This window comes from Streptomyces sp. NPDC003034 (genome assembly GCF_053591375.1).
Genome location: NZ_JBSFTS010000010.1, coordinates 60,312 through 81,511, shown reverse-complemented (window position 1 = coordinate 81,511; position 21,200 = coordinate 60,312). Strand labels below are relative to the sequence as shown.

The 21,200-nt window shown below is 73.0% G+C and carries 22 protein-coding genes; 8 read left to right on the top strand and 14 right to left on the bottom strand.

Features of this window, described 5'->3' with window-relative positions:
- Positions 1 to 108: 108 nt before the first annotated feature.
- From ACWDX7_RS13450 to ACWDX7_RS13425, 6 genes are read right to left on the bottom strand one after another with little or no spacing between them, the layout of a single operon-like run.
- Positions 109 to 1,356 (bottom strand): cytochrome P450 family protein, encoded by a 1,248-nt coding sequence (locus ACWDX7_RS13450; RefSeq protein ID WP_451491643.1) that lies wholly within the window; start codon positions 1,354 to 1,356, stop codon positions 109 to 111.
- Positions 1,353 to 2,591 carry a cytochrome P450 gene (locus ACWDX7_RS13445; RefSeq protein WP_451491644.1) on the bottom strand — a complete coding sequence of 413 codons (1,239 nt, stop codon included), beginning with the start codon at positions 2,589 to 2,591 and terminating at the stop codon, positions 1,353 to 1,355. The genes ACWDX7_RS13450 and ACWDX7_RS13445 overlap by 4 nt, the downstream gene beginning before the upstream one ends.
- Positions 2,588 to 3,217: a GTP-binding protein gene (locus tag ACWDX7_RS13440; protein WP_451491645.1), complete on the bottom strand. Its 630-nt coding sequence runs from the start codon at positions 3,215 to 3,217 to the stop codon at positions 2,588 to 2,590. Before ACWDX7_RS13440 ends, ACWDX7_RS13445 begins: the two co-directional genes overlap by 4 nt.
- Positions 3,198 to 3,557 (bottom strand): DUF742 domain-containing protein, encoded by a 360-nt coding sequence (locus tag ACWDX7_RS13435; RefSeq protein ID WP_451491646.1) that lies wholly within the window; start codon positions 3,555 to 3,557, stop codon positions 3,198 to 3,200. Before ACWDX7_RS13435 ends, ACWDX7_RS13440 begins: the two co-directional genes overlap by 20 nt.
- The gene (locus ACWDX7_RS13430; protein WP_451491647.1) at positions 3,554 to 3,955 is read right to left on the bottom strand and encodes a roadblock/LC7 domain-containing protein; all 402 of its coding nucleotides are present in this window, start codon (positions 3,953 to 3,955) and stop codon (positions 3,554 to 3,556) included. The genes ACWDX7_RS13435 and ACWDX7_RS13430 overlap by 4 nt, the downstream gene beginning before the upstream one ends.
- Positions 3,952 to 5,616, bottom strand: a complete 1,665-nt coding sequence (locus ACWDX7_RS13425; protein ID WP_451491648.1) for a sensor histidine kinase — start codon at positions 5,614 to 5,616, stop codon at positions 3,952 to 3,954. The genes ACWDX7_RS13430 and ACWDX7_RS13425 overlap by 4 nt, the downstream gene beginning before the upstream one ends.
- Positions 5,617 to 5,939: 323 nt before the next feature.
- On the opposite strand from ACWDX7_RS13425, the gene ACWDX7_RS13420 reads away from it, so the two are divergent.
- Both ACWDX7_RS13420 and ACWDX7_RS13415 read left to right on the top strand, forming a co-directional pair.
- Positions 5,940 to 6,836: an ATP-grasp domain-containing protein gene (locus tag ACWDX7_RS13420; protein WP_451491649.1), complete on the top strand. Its 897-nt coding sequence runs from the start codon at positions 5,940 to 5,942 to the stop codon at positions 6,834 to 6,836.
- Positions 6,833 to 7,654, top strand: coding sequence for an ATP-grasp domain-containing protein (locus ACWDX7_RS13415; protein WP_451491650.1), 822 nt, complete (start codon positions 6,833 to 6,835; stop codon positions 7,652 to 7,654). Before ACWDX7_RS13420 ends, ACWDX7_RS13415 begins: the two co-directional genes overlap by 4 nt.
- Before the next feature lie 92 nt (positions 7,655 to 7,746).
- Here ACWDX7_RS13415 and ACWDX7_RS13410 read toward each other — a convergent pair whose 3' ends face one another.
- Complete coding sequence (locus ACWDX7_RS13410; protein WP_451491651.1) at positions 7,747 to 8,904, bottom strand: DUF2330 domain-containing protein; 1,158 nt, start codon at positions 8,902 to 8,904, stop codon at positions 7,747 to 7,749.
- Between the two features lie 205 nt (positions 8,905 to 9,109).
- Positions 9,110 to 10,006: a hypothetical protein gene (locus ACWDX7_RS13405; RefSeq protein ID WP_451491652.1), complete on the bottom strand. Its 897-nt coding sequence runs from the start codon at positions 10,004 to 10,006 to the stop codon at positions 9,110 to 9,112.
- 189 nt (positions 10,007 to 10,195) lie between these two features.
- On the opposite strand from ACWDX7_RS13405, the gene ACWDX7_RS13400 reads away from it, so the two are divergent.
- Together ACWDX7_RS13400 and ACWDX7_RS13395 are read left to right on the top strand one after the other, a co-directional pair.
- Positions 10,196 to 10,612 (top strand): STAS domain-containing protein, encoded by a 417-nt coding sequence (locus ACWDX7_RS13400; RefSeq protein WP_451491653.1) that lies wholly within the window; start codon positions 10,196 to 10,198, stop codon positions 10,610 to 10,612.
- A gap of 198 nt (positions 10,613 to 10,810) precedes the next feature.
- Complete coding sequence (locus ACWDX7_RS13395; RefSeq protein WP_451491654.1) at positions 10,811 to 12,289, top strand: condensation domain-containing protein; 1,479 nt, start codon at positions 10,811 to 10,813, stop codon at positions 12,287 to 12,289.
- A 61-nt stretch (positions 12,290 to 12,350) separates the two neighbouring features.
- Here the strand turns inward: ACWDX7_RS13395 and ACWDX7_RS13390 are convergent, their stop codons facing one another.
- A complete protein-coding gene (locus ACWDX7_RS13390; protein ID WP_451491655.1) occupies positions 12,351 to 12,620 on the bottom strand; it encodes a hypothetical protein in 270 nt (89 codons plus the stop codon).
- A 185-nt stretch (positions 12,621 to 12,805) separates the two neighbouring features.
- On the opposite strand from ACWDX7_RS13390, the gene ACWDX7_RS13385 reads away from it, so the two are divergent.
- From ACWDX7_RS13385 to ACWDX7_RS13375, 3 genes are all read left to right on the top strand, one after another.
- The gene (locus ACWDX7_RS13385) at positions 12,806 to 13,144 is read left to right on the top strand and encodes a thioredoxin family protein (protein ID WP_451491656.1); all 339 of its coding nucleotides are present in this window, start codon (positions 12,806 to 12,808) and stop codon (positions 13,142 to 13,144) included.
- 141 nt (positions 13,145 to 13,285) lie between these two features.
- Positions 13,286 to 14,473 (top strand): cytochrome P450, encoded by a 1,188-nt coding sequence (locus tag ACWDX7_RS13380; protein ID WP_451491657.1) that lies wholly within the window; start codon positions 13,286 to 13,288, stop codon positions 14,471 to 14,473.
- Between the two features lie 20 nt (positions 14,474 to 14,493).
- A complete protein-coding gene (locus ACWDX7_RS13375) occupies positions 14,494 to 14,688 on the top strand; it encodes a ferredoxin (RefSeq protein WP_451491682.1) in 195 nt (64 codons plus the stop codon).
- An 87-nt stretch (positions 14,689 to 14,775) separates the two neighbouring features.
- Here the strand turns inward: ACWDX7_RS13375 and ACWDX7_RS13370 are convergent, their stop codons facing one another.
- Together ACWDX7_RS13370 and ACWDX7_RS13365 are read right to left on the bottom strand one after the other, a co-directional pair.
- Positions 14,776 to 16,299: an FAD-binding oxidoreductase gene (locus tag ACWDX7_RS13370; RefSeq protein ID WP_451491658.1), complete on the bottom strand. Its 1,524-nt coding sequence runs from the start codon at positions 16,297 to 16,299 to the stop codon at positions 14,776 to 14,778.
- Positions 16,300 to 16,637: 338 nt separating this feature from the next.
- Complete coding sequence (locus tag ACWDX7_RS13365) at positions 16,638 to 16,841, bottom strand: cold-shock protein (protein WP_451491659.1); 204 nt, start codon at positions 16,839 to 16,841, stop codon at positions 16,638 to 16,640.
- A 393-nt stretch (positions 16,842 to 17,234) separates the two neighbouring features.
- Between ACWDX7_RS13365 and ACWDX7_RS13360 the strand changes: the two genes are divergently transcribed.
- Positions 17,235 to 18,611 (top strand): DEAD/DEAH box helicase, encoded by a 1,377-nt coding sequence (locus tag ACWDX7_RS13360; RefSeq protein ID WP_451491683.1) that lies wholly within the window; start codon positions 17,235 to 17,237, stop codon positions 18,609 to 18,611.
- A 101-nt stretch (positions 18,612 to 18,712) separates the two neighbouring features.
- Here the strand turns inward: ACWDX7_RS13360 and ACWDX7_RS13355 are convergent, their stop codons facing one another.
- The 3 genes from ACWDX7_RS13355 to ACWDX7_RS13345 form a co-directional block, all read right to left on the bottom strand.
- The gene (locus tag ACWDX7_RS13355; RefSeq protein WP_451491660.1) at positions 18,713 to 19,651 is read right to left on the bottom strand and encodes a class I SAM-dependent methyltransferase; all 939 of its coding nucleotides are present in this window, start codon (positions 19,649 to 19,651) and stop codon (positions 18,713 to 18,715) included.
- A 213-nt stretch (positions 19,652 to 19,864) separates the two neighbouring features.
- Positions 19,865 to 20,086 carry a hypothetical protein gene (locus ACWDX7_RS13350; protein WP_451491661.1) on the bottom strand — a complete coding sequence of 74 codons (222 nt, stop codon included), beginning with the start codon at positions 20,084 to 20,086 and terminating at the stop codon, positions 19,865 to 19,867.
- 134 nt (positions 20,087 to 20,220) lie between these two features.
- Entirely contained in the window at positions 20,221 to 20,787 is a 567-nt protein-coding gene (locus tag ACWDX7_RS13345; protein WP_451491662.1) for an SRPBCC family protein, read from the bottom strand.
- Positions 20,788 to 21,200 lie beyond the last annotated feature (413 nt).

Genomic DNA, 21,200 nt, shown 5'->3' with positions numbered 1-21,200 from the left:
ACGGCGTACTGTGCCAGTCCGCCGGCGCCGGCCGCGGCGATCTCCCGGCTTTGAAGGGAACCAGGCCGCGGTCCCCGGCCGGCGGGGCGAGCGTCCGCGCCGGACCGTTCAGGCGAGGCGGACGGGGAGCTCGTACAGGTCGTTCTGGGTCAGGACCGGCTTGTTGCGCAGTTCCCCGGGCCTGACGGCCAGGGTGAGGCCGGGAAAGCGGGCGTAGAGGGCCGGGAGGGCGACGAGGGCCTCCAGCCGGGACAGGGCCGCGCCGGGACAGACGTGCGGGCCGTGACCGAAGGAGATGTGGCGGTTCGGGGTGCGCGTGACGTCGAACTCGCCCGCCGTATCGCCGTGCTGCTCCTCGTCGCGGCCGATGGCGCCGAAGGAGACGATCAGTCCCTCGCCCTTCGGCAGCACCCGGTCGCCGACCTCGATGTCCTCGGCGGCGAAGCGGATGAGTACGTGCGAGGTCGGGGTGGACCAGCGCAGCGTCTCCTCGATGACGTTCTCCCAGGGGACCTCGCCCTTGAGTACGAGCGCCCGCTGCGCCGGGTGGGTCTCCAGGGCCACGACCGCGTTGACGATGAGGCTGATCGTGGTCTCGTGGCCGGCGGCGACCATCAGCTGGAGGGTGTTGGTGATCTCCTCCGTGCTGAGGCGGTCGCCGTCCTCGGAGGCGGCGATGAGCGCGCTGGTGAGGTCGTCGCCCGGGTTCTGGCGCTTGGACTCCACGATGCGGGAGAACAGCGCGCCGAGGTCCGCCATCATCCGCGGCACGTCCTCGGGCAGCGTCTGCGTGGAGAAGAACTTCTCGAACAGCGCCTTCATCAGCGGGTGGTCGGCCGCGTCCACGCCCATCAGCTCACTGATGACGCTCATCGGGAGCGGGTAGGCGAACCCGGCCTTCAGATCGACGCTCTCGCCGGGCGGCAGCGCGGCCAGCCGCTCCAGCATGCCGTCCGTCAGCGCCTCGATGCCCGCCCGCAGTTTCTCCACCCGGCGCACCGTCAGCGCCTGGGCGACCAGCGTGCGCAGGCGGCGGTGCTCCTCCCCGTCGACGGTCAGCATGGACCGGCCGGGATTGACCAGCCCGATCAGCGGCCAGTCCGCGGGTATCTCACCGCGCCGCCAGGCGCCCCACACGTTGATGTCCTTGACCACGCGGGAGTCCGTGAGGAGTTTGCGCGCCTCGGCGTGCCGGGTGACGGCGTAGACGCCGACACCGCCGGGCAGGACGACCCGTACGAGCGGGCCGGCCGCGCGCAGGGCGGCGCTCTCCGCGTCGAGGTCCGCGACGAAGGGGTCCAGGGCGATGGCGGCGGGGCCACCGGGACCGGCGGCGTGTTCGGTCGGGCACGTCATCGGGTCGCTCCTAGGGCGGGGGTGGGCGTGTAGGTCACGGGCAGTTCGGACAGGCCGCGCAGCCAGGGGGACGGGCGCCGCGCGAGGGAGGAGGCGGGCACCGCGAGGTCGACGTCCGGAAGCCGGTCGAGGAGGACTTCGATGGCGGTGCGCGCGATGACCTCGGCGACCTCCTGGGCGGGGAAGGGGCACCGGTGTTCGCCGTGCCCGAAGGAGAAGAAGGCGTTGTTGCCGCCGGTGAGGACGCCCGCGTCGGTGCGTACGTGCGGGTCGGCGTTGGCGGCGGCGAGTCCGAGCAGGAGCAGGTCGCCGCGGGCGATGCGCTGCCCGCCGAGGTTGGTGTCGCGGGAGGTCCAGCGGCCGGCGACGTTCTGGGTGGGGGTGTCCTCCCACAGCACCTCGTTCATGGCTTCGCCGACGCTGTGGCGGCCGCCCGCGAGGGAGGCCTCGAACCGGTCGTCGGTGAGCATGAGCCGCAGCGAGTTGCCGATCCAGTCCGCGGTGGGCTGGTGGCCGGCGGCCAGCATGACCATCAGGTCCTGGGCGATCTCGTCCACGGTGAAGCCGGACCGGTTGGCGAGCATGCGGGAGGCGACGTCCTGGCCGGGCGCGGCCTGTTTGGCGGCGAGCAGCGCGTACATCGACGACCCGAGGTGGCGCTGGCCGTCCAGGGCCCCCTCCCGGCCGTTGATCATGTCGTTCATGGCGGTGACGAGGCCGGGGCCCTGTTCGTCGGAGAAGCCGTAGATCCGGGCGAGGACGCGCAGCGGCAGCAGCATCGCGTACTGCCCGACGATGTCGCAGGCGCCCTTGCCGCACACCGCGTCGATCAGTTCGTCGGCGAACCGCTCGGCGTGGCCCTTGAGTTCGAAGGGGTCCACCGACTCCAGGGCGTCGCCGATCACGGCGGCCCGCTGCCGGTGGCGTTCGCCGACCGTGTACAGGATGGAGGGCTGCTTGCGGCCGATCATGGGCAGCAGCGGCCAGTCGGCGGGTATGCGGTCCCACTGGTTCCACAGGTCGGAGTCGCGGGAGAAGAGCACCGGGTCGCTGGTGACCTGGTGCAGTTCGCGGTAGCCGAGGACCAGCCAGGCCGGTACGCCCCCGTCGAGGACGACCGGGGCGACGGCGCCGTGGTCGCGCCGCATGTCGCGGTACAGACCGGTGGGATCGGTCTGGAACCGGGGACCGCTCAGGGGAACGGGCGGCGGCTCGTGGGCGGCTGGGCAGGTCACGGGGCGGGCTCCGGGGTCTTCGACGGGTTCTGACGGACGGCCGTCTGCAGGTGCTGGACGAGGGAGATCAGGACGTGCTGGGCGGACTCGCGGGAGCGGGCGTCGCAGAACACCAGGGGGACGCCGTCCGGCAGGTCCAGGGCCGCCCGGACCTGTTCGGCGGTGTGCCGCTCCGCGCCGCCGAAGTCGTTGCAGGCCACGATGAAGGGGGTGCCGTGGTGTTCGAGCCGGTCGATGGCGTACCAGGAGTCGGCGAGCCGGCGGGTGTCCACGAGGACGACGGCGCCCAGCGTGCCGGAGAAGAGCCGGTCCCACAGGAACCAGAACCGCTCCTGGCCGGGGGCTCCGAACAGGTAGAGCACGTTGCGGGCGTCGAGGGTGATGCGGCCGAAGTCGAAGGCCACGGTCGTGGCGTTCTTGCCGGCGATGCCGTCGGTGTCGTCCACGGCCTCACCGGCCTTGGTCATCGTCTCCTCGGTGTTCAGCGGGCGGATCTCGCTGACCGACCGGACCATCGTGGTCTTGCCGACACCGAAACCGCCGACGATCACGATCTTCAGACCGTTGTCGGCGGTGCTGTGCAGGGTCTGGCGGGGTTCCCTCGGGTCAGAGGTTGCGGAGTCCAACGAGCACCTGCTCCAGGATGTCGAGGTCGGGAAGGCGGGCCGTCGTCACAGAACGCGGATGGCGGGCGCTGACGCGGCCCTTGCCGAGCAGGTCGGCGAGGAGGATCCGTACGATCGACACCGGCAGGCGCAGCTCGGCCGCGATCTCCACGACCGCCGTCGGGTACTGGCACATCCGCAGGATCGCCGCGTGTTCGGACTGCATGCCGGGCACCGGTTCGTATTCGGCGACGATCAGCGTGACGAGGTCGAAGGCATCGGAACCGGAGCGGCTGCGGCCGCCGGTGAGGGTGTAGAGCCGGTCCGGGGAGTCGTCCCGGCCCGGCCTGCTCCTGCTCATCCCCGGGGCCTCGCGATGAGGTGCTCGCCGAGCTGCTCGACCAGCTCCGACATGTTGTGGCCCACCAGTCCGGCGTCGGCGTCCTCGGCGGCGACGAGGGCCAGGTGCGCGCCCTCACCGGCCTCGACGATGAAGAGGATGCCGCCGTAGAACTCGGCCATCGCGGAGCGTACGCCGCCGGTTCCGTCACCGAACTCGATGGAAGCGCCGTGCGAGAGGCTCTGGATGCCCGCGGCGATCGCGGCGAGCTGGTCGGCCTGGTCTACGGAGAGCTCCGGGGTGCGGCACAGCTTGAGGCCGTCGCGGGAGAGCACGAGGGCGTGCCGGGCGCCGGGGGTGCGCTCCAGGAGGCCTTCCAGGAGCCAGCTGAGCGTCTCGTCGGTGGTGGGGCCGGTCATTCCGTGTTGCCTTCCGGGTGCGGGGGTTCGTGCGGGGACGGCGGCGTGGGCGGGGCGGATGCCGCGGAGGCGCCGCGGACCGCCTGGCGGAAGCTGCCGAAGCGGGCGGCCGAGCGGGACGCGCCCGTGGGGCCGGTGGGTGTGGCGGCCGTGGGCGTGGTGCCGGGCGGTGTGGTGCCGACGGGTGTGGTGCCGGGCGGTGTGGTGCCGGCGGGTGTACGGGCCGCCCTGCCGGCGGCGTCGGGGCCCTGGGGGTGGGCGGCCGCCAGGGTGCGGCCGCGCTTGCGCTGCGGCAGACCCCCGGTGGGGTCGGCCGGGGATTCCAGCGCCGGGCGCTGCCCGGCCGGGATGGCGCCGGCTCCGGCGGCCGTACGGTCGTCCGCGCGCCCGGCGGCGCCGGGCGCGGCGGGGGTCGCGGGCAGCGCGGCGCGGGCAGCGGGCAGGGCGGCGGGCGCGGGGGCCGGCGTCGTGCCCGGTGCGCGTTCCGGTGCGGGCGCGGCTTCGGCCGCAGGACGGCTGATCAGCTCCTGCGGGAGCATCATCAGCGCGCCCGTACCGCCGCGCGCCGAGGGCCGGAAGGAGACCGTCAGCCCGTGCTTGCGGGCGAGGCGGCCGACCACGGCGAGACCGAGCCTCGTGCCGGAGAGCCCGGCGAGGTCCAGCGACTCGGCGGTCACGGCCTGTTCGGCGCGGCGCAGCTGGACCTCGCTCATGACCAGGCCGCTGTCCTCGACGGTGATGATGATCCCGGCCGGTACCTCCTCCACGTAGACGTGGACCTCGGCGGTCGGCGGGGAGAAGTTCGCGGCGTTGTCGAGGAGTTCGGCGAGGGCGTGCATGACGCCCTCGGCGGCGTGCCCGGCGACGGCGGCGTCGCTGGTGGAGTGGAGCCGGACCCGCTGGTATCCGCCGATGCGGCCCATCGCGCCGCGCAGGATCGATTCCATGACGATCGGCTTCGCCCAGCGGCGGCCGGAACGGGCGCCGGTGAGCACGGCGATGGAGTCGGCGAGGCGGCCGGCCTGGGCCGTGCGGTGGTCGAGGTGCAGCAGGTCGCCGAGGACGTCCTCGTCGGCGTGCCGGTGCTCCATGTCGCGGAGGTCGGCGAGCATGCCGGTAGCCAGGGCCTGCATCCGGCCGGCCGCGTTGGCGGCGGCCGCCATGGCCGCGGCCCGCCCGGACTGGGCGCGCCGCAGTTCATTGCCGAGGTGCTCGCGGGAGGCGCTCTGGGCGGTGACCAGCTCGTCCAGTTCGGCGGCGTGCGCGCTGCTCAGCCGGTGCAGTTCGGCGGCGTGCGCGCTGCTCAGCCGGTGCAGTTCGGCGGCGTGCGCCTCGGCGAGCCGTGCGCGCTCGGCGGTGTGCGCTGCCGCGCCGCGCGCCGCGTCGGCGGTCAGCCGGGCGAGGTGCGCGTCACGGGCGGCCAGTTCGCCGCCGAGGCCGGAGACCCGGGCGCGCAACAGCCGGGTGGTGTGCGAGGACCAGGTCACGGTGAAGGCCGCTACGGCGAGGAGCAGCACGCCCGCGCCGGAGAACCAGCCGAGGGGGACCCGTACGGAGGGCGGGGCCGCGGCCACCGCCGCTGCGGAGAGCGCGCCCGCGATCACCGCGGTGATCAGCAGGGCCAACGCGGAGGGCCGAAGGGGGGAGGGCGGCGCCGTCATCAATCAAAGCCTCATACCGGGCGTATATGGAGGAGAGGGTTCCTTTAGGTAACGAGGGCCAACTATAGGAGAGTTGCTGATCGTTTTGGAAAGGTCTTGGCGATTATTACCTTCTGTAGTGCCCGATAAGGACTGCCCTGAAGGCATATCCCACCGTTACGGCGCGCCATAACTCTGCCTCACATCGGCCTCCAGGCCCGGCGAGGGCAGGTTCGGCCGCGACCCCGGGCAGGACGATCATCACATTGCGGTGCATGACATCCTGTGACGTCACAACTCGCCGGACGGAATCGGCGGACGTCCGGGGAATATGGGGAAGGTCCATGAGGCTCTGCTTTCTGGTGGAGGAGCACTACCGCCACGACGGCATGCCGAACGAGGTGGTCAGGCAGCTCATCGCGTGGGGACACCAGGTCGATGTCGTGCGGCCCGGTGGCTCGTTGCTGCGCGTGTCCGAGGCCGTCGACAGGGGCGCGCACGACGCGTGGGTGCTCAAGACGGTCTCGGGCGGGCCGGGCCTGACCCTGCTCGAAGCCGCCGCCGCGGCCGGGATGACCACGGTCAACGACGCCCGCTCGATCCGGGGCGTACGGGACAAGGCGCTGGCCGCCGCCATCGGGGCCGACCGGGGGTTGCCCCTGCCGCCGACGTACGCGGTGGCGCGCCCCGAGCTGCTCAGGGAGATACCGGCGGCTCAGTACCCCCTCGTCGTCAAGCCCGCCGACGGCAGTTCGGGGCGAGCCGTCCACCTGGTCCCCTCACCGGGGCGGCTGGAGGTGATGCTGCCCCTCCTGGCGGGCGAGGGCATGCTCATCGCCCAGCCGTACGTACCGAACACCGGCACCGACATCAAGGTGTACGCGGTCGGCGGGGAGCTGTTCGCGACCGAGCGCTGCTCGCCGCTGCATCCGGACCCCTCGGTGGGGGAGCGCCGCGTGCCGCTGTCGGCGGAGCTCGCCGCGATCGCCACGCAGGTGGGGGCCGTGTACGGACTGGACCTGTACGGGGTCGACGTGCTGCTGGGCCCGGACGGGCCGGTGGTCGTGGACGTGAACGACTTCCCGAGCTTCCGTCAGGTGCCGGACGCGGCTGCGCGGGTGGCCCGCGCGGTACTGGGGCTGGCACGTGCGGGCGGCTCGGCGGTCGCCTGTCCCCCGCCCCGCACGTTGCCCGTGTCCATTCCGGCGCAGGCCGTCGCGCGCGTGGGCGACAGCGTATGAGGATCGGCCTGATCACGCCGGAGCCCGGACATCCGCTGCTGGCAGCGGCCGCCGCAGCCCTGCGGGAGGGCGGGCACGTGGTGGAGGCGGTCGATCCGAGCGCTCCGGGGCACGGCGCCGCTTCGCCCCCGGCCGACGTGTACCTGCTGAAGTCGCGGACTCCGCAGGCCCTCGGCCTCGCCCGGTCCCTGGAGCGGCGCGGCGCGCCCGTCGTCAACTCGGCGGCGGCGACCGCGCTCTGCCAGGACCGCACGCGGATGGCGGAGCTGGCCCTCGGGGCCGGGCTGCCCTTCGCGGAGACGAGCACCTACGACTCCCTCGCGGCGTGGGCCGCCACCGCGCCCCGCGTCCCCTCCCCCCTGGTGGTCAAGAGCCGCCTCAGCCGCAGGGGCGATCTGGTGGCGCGGGCCGATGATGGGCAAGCGGTACGGGAGTTGGCGGCCGCGTGGCCGCGGGAGCCGGTCGTGGTCCAGGAGTTGGCTCCCAACGACGGCTGGGACCACAAGCTGTGGGCGATCGGGGGCCGGGTCTTCGCGGCCCTGCGCCGTTCCGAGCTCTCGCCCGCAGGCCGTGGCCCCACGCTGCCGCTGGCGGTGAGCGAACCGGCGTCGCGGTGGGCGGATCTGGTGCGCGAGGTCGGCGCCGTCTTCGCCCTCGACGTCTACGGCGTGGACATCGTCGACACCGGTGGCGGCCGACCGCTGATCGTGGACGTCAACGCCTTCCCGGGCATCCGCGGCCAGGCCGGGGCCCCGCAGGCCCTGGCCGCGCTGACGCTGCTGCGGGCCTGCGAAGCCCGGGGGGCGTCGGCACCGTAGCCGCGGCGCCGGGGCCTCACGCGGCACCCGGCGCGGAGGGGGCCGGCGGCCGGTTCAGGGCCGCCGCGCGCGCCCCGGTCAGCGGTGAGGGCTCAACGGCGGTCCGCGGCGGCGTCGCCGCCCCGGTGCGGGGCCCCGTCCTCCCTGGGACCGGCCTCGGAACCGGGGCCGTCGGCGGAGGGGCGCGGACGGCCGCGGCCGCGCAGGCGGATCACGGCGAAGACCGCCCCTGCCACGAGGACGGCCGACACGGTCAGCAGCCAGACCGGAATGCCGTCGCCCACGGTGAGCAGGCGCTCCCGGTAGACGGTCCGCCGGTACGGGGTGTCCTTGGCGGTGGCGCGCAGTTCGTGGTCACCGTCGATGCGGCTCGGTTCGGGGAACTCCTGCTCGATCGCGGTCAGGAAGACCGGTGCGCCGCCGGCGAGTTCGGCGAGCGGGCCGTCCTCGGGCGCCACCCTCCCCGCGAAGGTCACCGCGGGCGCGGATCCGCCAATCCGGGAGCGGGGCTCCATGCGGTGGTCGGCCAGGACGTACAGGCGCAGGGCCTGGGGCGTCGTCGCCATCCGGGACAGCCGCATCGGATAGACGAGCCGGTCGCTCTCGAAGCGGATCTTCAGCGGGTCCAGATCGCCCCGCAGGGGCTTGCCCTGCTGCCGGGGGGCGAGCCGCACGGCGACGTACTCCCACTTCTGGTCGACGTAGGGCTGGAGTTCGGTGCCGAGCCGGTCGGGGAGCCGGAAGCCGTTGGTCTCCAGCCAGTTCCGCAGGGCGTCCGGGTCGGTTGCGGTCAGCCGCGCGACGTCGAAGTCGCCCAGCTGCTCACGGCCGACGACGCCGACCGAGGGCTCGCCGCTCCCCGGGAGCGCCCCGGCGACGCCGTCGACGGGGCTGAGGGAGAAGGGCCAGTCCTTGTTGCGCGGCCAGAAGTAGCTACGGGTCTTGCGCTCGGGCAGGGTCAGCCGGGTGAGATCGCTGAACATATCCGGGTCGCCCAGCTCCACCGTCGCCCGTCCCGGCACCGGCATGATCCATGCTGCCCGCCGGGCGTCGCCGCGGACGCTGAACCGCATCACGATCTGTTCCGTACGGCCGTCCCAGCGCACGACGGAGGTTTCCCGGTCGACCCCGATCGCGGACTGGCCGTCGGGGATCATCGCCCCGCACCCGCAGGCGTACGCCGGGCTGATGAGCGAGCCCACCTGCGTCGCGAGCAGGGCGAACAGCAGTGCCAATATTCTTCGTTTCATCCACACGGGGTCTCAGACGGCCGCCCGCGGCATCCGGTTCCGTACATTCCCCTCTCTCCGGCACGGCGGTGCGGGCGGGAGGGTGCACAGACGGGCACCCGACGCCCAGGTGAGACGGGCCGGGCGGCCGCGGCGATCGCCCCCGGCAGCCAGTCCACGGCCCGGCGGAAGCCGAAGCCGAGCCGGACGGCGTGGGCCACCGCACTCAGTGGCCCGCGCCGTCGCCGCCCTCCCGGGCTTCGCCCTCCGTCAGGTCACGCAGCCGCCGCTCGGCGGTGACCGCCGCGCGGTGGGCCTCCTGCGCCGCCCGTCCGGCCGCCCGGTGCTGCTCCTCCGCCTCGGCCACGGCGGTGTACGCGAGCTCCCGGGCGGCCTGGGCCCGGTCGACCTCCGCCTCGGCGGCCGTCGCCTGCTCGCGTGCCCGCTGCCGCGCCGCCTGCGCCTGGCGGAGTTCCTCCTCCCGGGCGGCGGCGGCCTGCTGTGCTTCCCGGACGGCGGTCCGGGCCGCCTCCAGGCGGGGGTCGGGCCGGCGGTCGGCGGCCGGTGGCCGGGAAGCCGCGGCCCGCCGGGCCTGTTCGGCCTGCTCGGCCTGCGAAGGCCCGGGCGGCGGCACGGCCCCCGGGTCGATGCCGGGGAACTCCGGCACGGGGGCCGGGGCCTTCACGAGCCGCCCCGAAGCCCAGGCCTCGGCCGCCTCGGGCCCGGCGAGGACCGCGTACAGGATCTGCTCGACCTCCCGCAGCACCGTCTCGGAGGCCGGCGCCCCGGCTTCGTCCGTCAGCCGCAGCGCCTCCCGGGCCAGCGCGCCGATCACCACGTGCTGCTGGTGCGACAGGGCCCGCAACTCCTCCCCGTTCAGGGACCGGTGCGCCGCCCGCAGCGCCTGCCCGAGCTGGAGGAACTGCTCGACCTCGGACGGCTTGCCCCGTACCAGCAGGTTCGAGGCCCACGCCGCGAGCGTGGGACGCCGCAGCGCCGCGATCCGCTTCGCCGCCGCCCGGTCCCCGGCCCGTTTCGCATGGGCCGCCGCCTCGTCCCGCGCCGATGTGAACCGCGCCGGGGGCAGCCCGTACAGCTCGTCGATGATCTCTTCCACATCCACGCCGCCCACTGTCCGCCATCACCGCCCGGGTAGGAGGGACCGGGTCCGCTCCGCGCGCCGCACGCAGGGGCACGCCCGTGCCCCAGGTGAGTGACGAAGATCGCCGGAACGGGTCAGTGGCACGGCCCACGCGGGTGAAGCACGGGCCGCCACCGGTTTCCACCCGGGCCTGAGCCCGTTGGGGGTGCCATGAACACTCCGATAAGCGCCCCGATACTGCCCGCGGCCGCCGCCCCCGCCGACCTCGACTCCGTGGTCGAGGCCTGCGTGGAGAGCGGACCCGACTCCCTCCCCCGCATACGGTCCACGCTCCACGACGGTGTGCTCACCGTCAGCCTGGCCGGCGAGTTCGACCACTACACCTGTGCTCCCCTGCGCCGCCTCCTCAAAGAGGGCGCCGCCCGCGGCGCCGGCCGACTCGTCCTCGACGCGGCCCTGGTCACCTTCTGCGACTCGGCGCTGCTGAACGCGCTGGACCAGTGGGCCGACTCCGGCCGCCGCTGGGAACTGGCCACCGCCTCCCGGTCCGTCCGCCTGCTGCTGGCCGTCGCGGCCCGCGCACGGCTCGCGCACCCCGGTCGCCGACGCGAAGGGGCGAACGCATGACCTTCACCGCCCTGACCGTGATCCCGCTCCTCCTCGCCGCCGTCCTGACCTGGCGGCTCCCCCCGCCGCCGACGTAGGCCGCGCACGCGGTCGCGGGTGGCGCCCTGCCCCCGAGCCGACCCGCGAGCCCGTCCGTCACTTCCGCGGTGCGGGGGTCGTTAGGGCCTGGGGGTTGTCTCGGGGCGAAGGGATGAGGGTATGCGGCAGTTTCCTCTGGAGATGCACGACGTGGCACCCGGTCGGGTGGTGGAGTGGCGATTGCGGTCCACGGCGGAGGAGGCGGGTGGCGGGGGCGAGACCTCCGGCCGGAGGGCGTCCTTCAACCAGGACAAGCACTTCACGGTCGCCGAGGAGAGCCGCGCGGCCGACGACCCCGTCGCGTCCTGGCTCGCGGTCACCTTCGAGGTGACGGGTGTCCTGGACCAGCCGGCCCTGGCGCAGGCACTGCTCGCCTTCGTCCAGCGGCACGAGGTGCTGCGGTGTGCGTTCCGCCGCCTCGCCGGGGAGTTGGCGTGCGAGCCGCTGGACCCCGCCGAGCTGACCCTGGACGCCGAGCACGTGGCTGTCTTCGAGACCTCCGAGCTCCTGCGTGATTTCCTCGTCGAGCGGTTCAGGCGCAGCATCGACACCCTTTCCTGGCCGCTGTTCACCATGGGCGCGGTGCTCCGCGAGGGTTCCGCGACGGTCTACCTGGCCTTCGACCACATCGTCTGCGACGGCATGTCGATGCCGATCGTCGTCCACGAGGTGCTGACCGCCTACGAGGCCCTGTGCCGCGGCGAGGACATCGATTTGCCGCCCGCTCCGAGCTACCTCGACTTCGCGGAGGAACAGCGCCGCCGCTACCTCTCCATCGACGCCGCGGACGAACGCCTGGACTACTGGAAGAGCTTCATCGGGCGGGAAGGCGAGTTCTTCCCCCGCTTCCCGCTCGACCTCGGTGTGGAACCGGGCCGGATGTATCCGATCGTCAACGAGGCCTCCCTGCTGCTGGACGCAGCCGAGGCGGAGGTGTTCGAGAAGGCCTGCCTGACGGTCGGCGGCAAGCCCTTCATGGGCGTGCTCGCCGCCGTCGCCGTCTGCCTGCGCAAGGCGGGCGGGCCCGGCGTCTACCGCGGCTTCATGCCGGTCAGCGAGCGCGGGCGGGGCGCTTGGACCCAATCGGTGGGCTGGTTCGTCAACACCATGCCGATCGAGTTCGACGCCTCCCCCGGCCGGGACTTCGCCCAGGTCATGGCGGGGGTGCGGGCCGGATTCACCGAGATGATCAGCCATATCGACGTGCCGTTCGTCCGCGCCTGGGAGCTGCTGGCGCCCGATGAGTTCGCCGCCCGTTCCTGGCCCTACCCGGTCAACTTCTTCTCGTACATCGACATGCGCAAGTGCCGGGGCTCCGAGCGGCACGAGGAGTGGCAGCCCACCACCCATGTGTGGTCGGCGCGCGCCAACGGGGCCTGCTCCTGGTTCCACCGGGACGCGGACGGGCTGCACATGAACTCCATCTACGTCGACACCGCGGCCGCCCGGCGCACCATGGGCGACTTCCAGGAGGCGCTGCGCCGGACGGTGCGGGAGCTGGCCCGTTCCGGCGGATTCGGCCGGCCCATCGCGCTCACCGCACCGCGCAGGTCCGGGCGCACCCCGCTCGACGTGGCCGCGTACGCCCGCCTCCGCTGAGCCGCTGCGGCGGACAACAGCGGCGGGACGGGAGCGGCGGGACGGGAGCGGGGCGTACACGTCACGGGCCGTCGCCCGACCAGTCCCAGTGGGTGGAGCCGGCCGCGCGGCGCCGGTAGTGGGCGCGGCCGCCGGCGCCGAAGCGCCCTATCTCGGTCGGGAGGCGGACCTCTTCGGCGCACTGGGCCTCGCTCCAGCTCGTGATGTCGAGGAGAAGGCCGTCGAGCGGGCCGCCGACGAGTTCGCCGTAGACATGGCCGGGGCGGGGGCCCGGATCGGGGTCGTCGTGGTCGGCGCCGTAGATCCGGCGCCGGAGCATGCTGTCGTCCATGTGGATCAGCCTTGCAGGCACCACTGACAACGGGGTGGCGGAGGCCGCCCGAGTCCGCGCGCGGGCCCTGGATCGGTGCGCGGCGCAGTACGCGCCCAGCCCCTGGACCGGTGCGCGGCGGCAGGTGCGGCGATGATGGGTGCGGCCTTCCCGGGCAGGGGAAGCACGGACGAGGAGCACCGCACATGGCACGTCGGGTACACCAGCCCCTGGAGGACCAGGAGTTCGACTTCATCCTCTCGATGGCGTCAGGCCCGGTCCTGGCCTATTTCTGCGGCAGCTGGCCGAAGGCCGTCGAGGCGTGCCGCGCGATGGACGCGGTCGTCGGCGAGCTGGCCCAGGAGTACGGCACTCGGTTCACCGCCGTGCGCACCGATATGACCCGCTGCCCCGGGCCCACCCGGCGCTACGGCGTGACCGGCGCCCCGACCGCCGTCCTCGTCAAGGACGGCGAGGCGGTCGCGAGCCAGGCCGGGCCGATGACGCGCGAGGAGCTCCGGGGCTTCCTGGACGCCCACCTCTGAGCGGGCGCTCCCCGACAGGGGGCCGTATGGGCGAAGACGGGCGATCTGGCCGGAACTGGCATGGATAGATAGGTGCCTTAGGCATGTAATGGAGTCCGGAATGAGACGCAACCATCGCGTGCGAGGTGCTCCATGTACTCCATGTCAGACATCGTTGACTTCCCCCAGGACCGGACCTGCCCCTACCATCCACCGGCCGCCTACGAGCCGCTGCGCCAGGGGCCGCCGCTCTCCCGCGTCACCCTCTTCGACGGCCGCTCCGTATGGGTGGTGACGGGACATGCCGAGGCGCGCGCCCTGCTCTGCGACGGCCGGCTCTCCGCCGACCGCCAGAACGCCGCCTTCCCCGCCCCGACCCGGCGTTTCAAGGGCCTGCAGAACCGGCGCACCGCACTGCTCGGGCTCGACGATCCCGAGCACAACACCCAGCGCCGGATGCTGATCCCCCGCTTCACCCTGAAACGGACCGCCGCCCTCAGGCCGCAGATCCAGCAGACCGTGGACCGGCTCATCGACGAGATGGCCGCCGAGGGCCCGCCGGCCGAGCTGGTCGGCGCCTTCGCCCTGCCGGTGCCTTCGATGGTGATCTGCGCCCTGCTCGGGGTTCCGTACGAGGACCACGAGTTCTTCGAAGGGCAGTCGCGCCGGCTGCTGCGCGGGCCGGAACCGGCCGATGTGGAGGAGGCCCGGCAGGAGTTGGACGGCTACCTCCGCGACTTGATCGAACGCAAGCGGAAGGAGCCCGGCGACGGGCTGCTGGACGAGCTCGTCGCCAGGCGCCTGGAGACCGGCGAGGTCGATGCCGAGGACCTGGTCGCGCTCGCCGGGATCCTGCTCATCGCGGGCCACGAGACCACGGCCAACATGATCTCGCTCGGGACGTTCACCCTGCTGCGGCACCCCGAGCAGCTGGCCGAGCTCCGCGCGGATCCGGCCCTGCTCCCGGCGGCCGTGGAAGAGCTGATGCGCTTCCTGTCGATCGCGGACGGGATGTTGCGGGTGGCCACCGAGGACGTGGAGATCGGCGGGGTGACGGTCCACGCCGACGACGGGGTCATCTTCTCCACCTCCGTCATCAACCGCGACGAGGCCGTCTTCGCCGAGCCGGACGCCCTGGACTGGCACCGGCCCGCCCGCCACCACCTGGCCTTCGGCTTCGGCATCCACCAGTGCCTGGGCCAGAACCTGGCCCGCGCGGAGATGGAGATCGCGCTGGGCACGCTGTTCGAGCGGCTGCCGGGGCTGCGGCTGGCAGCCGAGCCGGACCGGATCCCGTTCAAACCCGGCGACACCATCCAGGGCATGGTCGAACTGCCCGTGGCGTGGTGAGGGCGGTGCCGGACGTGCGTCTGCGCATCGACATCGACACCGGCGTCTGCATCGGCGCCGGTCAGTGCGCGCTGACCGCTCCCGGGGTGTTCACCCAGGATGACGACGGGCTGAGCGAGCTGCTGCCCGGCCGCGAGGACGGCAGCGGCGGCGCGCTGGTCCGCGAGGCCGCCCGCGCCTGTCCGGTCTCCGCCATCTCCGTACGGGAGGCCTGAAACCGTCTCCGTACGGGAGGCCTGAAACGCGGGTGGGGCCGGGGCCACCGCCGGCCCCGGCCCCACCCTTCACCGCGCGGGGACGGGTCAGTCGATGCCCTGGGCGAACCGGAAGAAGCGGTCCGGGTCGTAGGCCCGCTTGACGGACCGCAGGCGGTCGTAGTTCTGCCCGTAGTAGGCCTGCCGCCAGTTCGTCAGGGCCGGGTCCATGTAGTTCTGGTAGGACCGGTGGTTGGAGTACGGGTCCATCGTGGTGAAACCGCCGTCCACCCAGGCCTGGGCGCGGTCCTTGTCCTCCTGACCGGCGTCCGGTCGGGTCAGCCCCACCGAGTAGCCGGCGTTGAAGAGCGCGTCGCGGTGGACGAACGCGGTGGCGGACGGGGCGAGGTCGTTGATCTTGCCGCCGTAGGCGAAGAGGCCGAGGAAGCGGAACTGACCGGGCCGGACATCGGCCGTGAAGGCTCCCATGGCCGCTTCGGCCGCGGAACGGGTCCATGCCGCGGGGAAGAACATGTTGCGGCCGGTGGAGTAGTTGTCGCGGGGCAGCTGCGCGTCGGGCGAGTAGCCGATCCGGTGGCACTCGGTGACGGTCTTCTCCCCGCAGCCGAAGACCTTCATCATCGCCTGCTGGTAGGGCAGTTCGGTGACGGTCCGGCTGGTGCTGGGCCGGCCGGCCGCAGTGACGAACCGGTCGAGGGCCCGGTCGCAGTCGGCCTTGGCACCCGCGTAGGCCCCGGTGAGGACCACGTACGGCTCGGAGCCGGCGGGACCGTCGGTCGAGAGGAGGAACAGCAGCTCCGCGGCGAGCTCCCGGGGCGCGTCCTTGATCCACTCCTGCCAGGCCAGGATCACGTCGACGGCGTCCGACCAGCGGAAGTTGAGGTTGTAGCTGGTGAGCGAGGGTATCTGGACCGGCCGTATCTCGAAGTTGGTCACGACGCCGAAGTTGCCGCCGCCGCCACCGCGCAGGGCCCAGTACAGGTCCGGGTTCTCGTTCTGCGAGGCGCGCACCGTGCGGCCGTCGGCCAGTACGACCCGGGCGGAAACCAGCCGGTCGGAGCCCATGCCGAACTTGCGGGACGCGAAGCCGAGACCGCCGCCCTGGAGCCAGCCGCCGACGGCGACCGTGGGGCAGGTTCCGGACGCCACCTGGATGTTGTAGGGGGCCAGCGTGTTCAGGACGTCGACGCCCTGGCTGCCGGGGCCCAGGTGGACGGTGTCGCCGGGGCGGACGCTGTTCATCCGGGAGACGTCGATGACCAAGCCCGGGGTGGTCGAGTAACCGGCCGCGCTGTGGCCGCCGCTGCGCACGGCGGGGGTGAGGCCGTGGTCCCGGGCGAAGCGGACACAGGCGGCCACATCGCGTTCGCTGGTGCAGTAGGCGATGGCCTGCGGGTGGATCACGTCGAACTGCGCCAGTTGCAGTTGCTTGGCCGTCTCGTACGTCGCGTCGGCAGGCAGGACCAGGCGGCCCGAGAGGCACCCCTGCAGGGTGCTCCAGGGCGGGGTGCCGGCGGCCTGCGCCAACACCAGTCCGCCGGTGCCGACCGTCAGTGCGGCAGCCGCGCCGACGCCGGCTCCGGCGCGGATGAGCGAGCGCCTGCTGATCACTGGACCACACTCCGTTCCGTCCTGGCATGCAGGACATGGGCGTCCTGGCGAGCAGGACGAGGACGTTGAACAGATGCAGCATCGGGGACGGACCCCCGGACAGGGGACGCGTCGGCCCGCAGTCCGTCACAACGCCCGCAGGTGATCACTTTCGGCCGGACGCCACGAGGCCCGGGACCCCGCCCGCCGACGCCCGAGAACCGGACACCCCGAGGCCCGGAGGCCCGGAGCTCCGCCCGCGACGCCGGAACCCGACGCCCGGACGCCCGAGAGCCCCGCCGGACGGACCGGCGGGGCTCTCGGCACGGGCTCGGCCCGTGAAGCGGCGCTGGGGGGCGTTAGAGGGTGACCACCCGCTCAGCCTGGGGGCCCTTGGCGCCTTGGGTGACCGCGTACTCGACCTTCGCGTTCTCCTCCAGCGACTTGAAGCCGCTGGACTCGATGGCGGAGAAGTGCACGAACACGTCGGGGCCGCCGTCGTCCTGCTGGATGAAGCCGAAGCCCTTCTCCGAGTTGAACCACTTCACGGTGCCTGTTGCCATTGGTGCTGATCCTTCTCAACGTTCCACTGCGGGCCGCGCACGCGGCCGTTTCCGATCCTGCCCAACGGTCCGGCCGAGCACACGCCGGACGCGGCCAACCGGGTGCGCGTCGGACAATCGAACTTCTGGCCGCCGCGTCGGCGGATCGGGGGAACCGGAGATCGGCGAGCCGTGGTCCGAGAGCCGTGGATCGGCCCGGGAACTGGGCGCCGGGGGCCCGTAGCCCCCGCTGGTACCATGGGCGGTTGACCATCTTGTTCTTGCTTCGAAAGGTTCTGCATGAGGAACCCGTCAGCTCATGGGCGCTTCGGTGTGAAGGCCGGGGTGAAGGCCCCCGCCAAGGGCGGCGCCGCCAAGGCCACCCGGACCCTCGGACCGCAGGGCGAGTTCGCGATGCCCGCGACGAAGACGCCGGCGCTGCCGCCGGTGGCATCGTTCTCCGAGCTCGATCTGCCCCTTGAGCTGATGGAGACCCTGGCCGGCCTCCAGGTGAAGGACCCCTTCCCCATCCAGGCCGCGACGCTTCCCAACGCGCTGGCGGGCCGGGACGTCCTCGGCCGTGCGCAGACCGGCTCCGGCAAGACCCTCGCCTTCGGCCTGGCCCTGCTGGCGCGCACAGCGGGACAGCAGGCGGACCCGAAGCGGCCGCTCGCGCTGGTCCTCGTACCGACGCGCGAGCTGGCGCAGCAGGTGACCGACGCCCTGACCCCGTACGCGCTGGCCCTGAAGCTGCGGCTGGCCACGGTGGTCGGCGGGCTCTCGATCGGCCGGCAGTCGGGCGCGCTGCGCACCGGCGCCGAGGTCGTGGTGGCAACCCCGGGGCGCCTCAGCGACCTGGTGGGCCGCCGTGACGTGCACCTGGAGCGCGTGAAGATCACCGTGCTCGACGAGGCCGACCAGATGTGCGACATGGGCTTCATGCCGCAGGTCACCGAGATCCTCGACCAGGTGCACCACGCGGGCCAGCGGATGCTGTTCTCGGCCACCCTGGACCGCAATGTCGATCAACTGGTGCGCCGCTACCTGAAGGACCCGGTCTCGCACTCCGTGGACCCGCAGTCGGCCTCGGTGGGCACCATGGACCACCACGTGCTGCACATCCACGCGGCCGACAAGTACTCGACGGCGACCGAGATCGCGGCCCGCGACGGCCGGGTGCTGATGTTCCTGGACACCAAGCACGGCGTCGACCAGTTCACCAAGCACCTGCGGGCCATGGGCGTCCGGGCGGAGGGGCTGCACAGCGGCAAGTCGCAGCCGCAGCGTACGAGGACCCTCGCGCAGTTCAAGACGGGCGCGGTCTCGGTCCTGGTGGCGACCAACGTGGCCGCGCGCGGCATCCACATCGACGACCTCGACCTCGTGGTCAACGTCGACCCGCCCGCCGACAGCAAGGACTACCTGCACCGCGGCGGCCGTACGGCCCGCGCGGGCGAGTCGGGCCGGGTCGTCACCCTGGTCACCCCGAACCAGCGCCGCGACATGGTCCGGCTGATGTCCGATGCCCGGATCCGGCCGACCATCACGCAGGTGCGGTCAGGGGAGAGCGCGCTCAGCCGGATCACCGGCGCCAAGGCCCCGTCCGGGGTGCCGCTGGCCGGCGCCGCGCCGACCGACGCCAAGGGCCGGCCCTCGGGTTCGGACCTGGGCTTCCGCGGGATGGGCACCCGGCCCGGACGGCCGGGCAAGGGCAAGGAGTCCCGCAAGACCATGGAGGCCCGGCAGACCGCCGAGGCCCGCCGCGCGGCCCGGGTCCGCCGGGGCCAGTAACGCCCGTACGCCGGCCCCCGGGCCGGTGGCGCCGTACGGCGGCGGCCCGGTCGGTGACGCCCGTACGGAGGCGGCCCCGGCGCGGTGTGGAGGGCTGCCCGTCAGCGGCGGCGACGGCGCCGCCAGGCCACGATCTGGCGGGTGAGGACCGGCGGCAGCACGTCCTTGGCCAGCCTGCGCCAGCGGCCACCCGGCCTGCCCGGCGCGGCGGGGGCGGGCGCCTCGACCGGCCGGTCCGGCTCGGCTACGGGGTGCAGCGGCCGCGGCGGCTCCGGCGGGATCGCCTCCTCGTCCATGACGCGGACCACCGGCCGGCCGGCGATCACGTCCACGTCGTGCGAGAGGTCCGTGCGGCCCTCCAGCCAGCTGAGCAGCGCGGCCTGGTGGGGTGCGGGATCGTCCCACGTCGCGTACAGCTTCAGGCCGGACACGCAGATGGGGCGCAGTTCACCGGTGACCACCGCCGTCCAGACCGCGGCGGCGACGCCGGGGCAGTGCTCGGAGCGGTAGTCGTCGAAGACCACCACGGCGCCAGGGGCCGCCACCAGGCGGGAGGACTCGATGTCCGTGACGACGTGCTCGTAGAGATGCGAGGCGTCGATGTGGACGAAGCGGCAGCTCGCCGGGCGCACCTTTTCGGCGACGACCGAGGTCGGGGCCTGGATGACGGTCGGCAGGCTCGTGTGGAAGGCCAGGTAGTTCGTCTCGAATCCCCGGCGGGTGAGCGTGGGATACGACCACCGGTTCTCCGCGAGGTTGGAGTCGTCCGTCGCAGGGGAGTCGAAGAGGTCGCAGACCGTGAACTCCTCACCCTCCCGTAGGTAGCGGCCGAGGAAGATCGTGCTCTTCCCCATGAAGGCGCCGAGCTCCAGCAGGTCACCGGACTGCTCCGCGTCCGCGTTCTGGCGGGTGAGGAACCAGTCGAAGAGCACCTGGTCGGACGCCCAGAACCAGCCTTCGACCTCGCCGTAGGCCTTGGGGGCGGGCAGGGCCGGTTCGCCGTCGGGGGTGGTGACGGGAACCTGTGAGACGTGCGACACGGAGAGTCATCCTCCAGCGGAATGGCATCGGTTCCAACGCTGATACCCGGCCGGGTAACGGAACCCTAGCCCCCGCACAGATGTGTGGCGAGACCTCTGCGGAGTAAAGGTGGATCAGGTCCGCACACCGCCGTTCGCGCGGCGGCGCAGGCGCTGGGCGGCCGCGGCGGGTACGGGGGGCGGACGCGAGGAGGCGGAGGGCCTCGTACGAGGTCAGCGACCGGGCCGCGGTGCGCTGGCACCAGTCGGAGGCGGTGGTGAGCTCGGCCGGGACCGGGGGTCGCCACGGGTGATGGCGGTGAGCAGCGTGCACTCGCGCAGCGTGCGCTCCAGGAGGCCGCGGCCCGCCAGCACGCCGGTCACGGCGGCGGTCCAGGGGGTGACAACGGCGCTCTCGGCCGTCATCCGGTCGGGATCGCGCAGCACGGCGGCCACGGCATCCGGCGGCTCCTGCGCGGAGCTCGCCCGCCCGGGGCGGGGGTGGGGACGGGCGGGCTTCGGCTTCCCGGAGCGTGCCGGGAAGCGGAGGGCCGGACTGCGCTGGGCGCCGGCCCTTCGCACCCCGCCGGTCAGATGTCCTCGGGTGCCTCGCGGAGCCCGTGGTCGTGGGCCTCGTACGTCTCGTGCCCGCCGTGGCCCCGGCCCGTATCGTGCTCCGGCTCGGGCAGCGGAGCCCCGGTCTCCAGCAGCGTCTTGAGACTGGAGGCGAGCATCGGCCAGGCGCGGGCGCACATGCCGATGAGTGTGCTGCCCGGTTCGAAGCCCTCGTGCAGGATGGTCAGCCGCGCGAGGGTGTCACCGACCGGCTCGATCTCATAGGTGACCTTCGTGCGCCGCTCCTTCGCCAGTTCGGCCCGCAGCTCCTCGTCGATCCCCACCGCGGCCGCCCACTGCGGGCTGAAGGTGTGCCACGTGTAGGAGAGCCGGCGGTCCGGGACGCAGTCGAGGACCACCTGCGCGGGGTCGCTCGTGCGGCTTCCGCGCGCGACCCAGTCCATCGGCGAGCCCACCGCCCAGTCGGTCTCGAAGCTCAGGCCCCAGTACCGCCGGGTGAAGGCCGGTTCGGTGAGGGCCTGCCAGACCCGGTCGGGATCGGCCTGGATGTACACGGTGTAGGTGATCGCGCTGTCATTCATGGCCCCATGCTGCGCGACCACGGCCCGTGGACGCCGGATTTCCGTATTTTCCGGATCACGGCGATGCCCGCGGCCCTGCGTCCAGGCACCCGGCCCGACACGGGTGCCACCAGCGGGCGCCTCCTGCGGGAGCTCCGTGAGCCGCCTGCGGATAGGACGGGGCAAGGAAGGGCGGACGCGGGCGGTGTGGACCGCGGCGAGCTCCCGGTGGCCGGCCGGACGGCGGTGAGGGGGCCGCGATCCGGGCGCGAGCCCCGTACGCCTGCGGGCTCATCCCACGTTCCCGACCGCTCGTCATCACCGGCCACGGCCTCGTCGGACAGCTGCGGCATCGGAGCTCCGTTAGCCGCGGGCGGAGCCGCCGGCTGTGCGGCAGCGGCCGCCGTCCCGTCGTTGCGGCGGCCGATGTAACC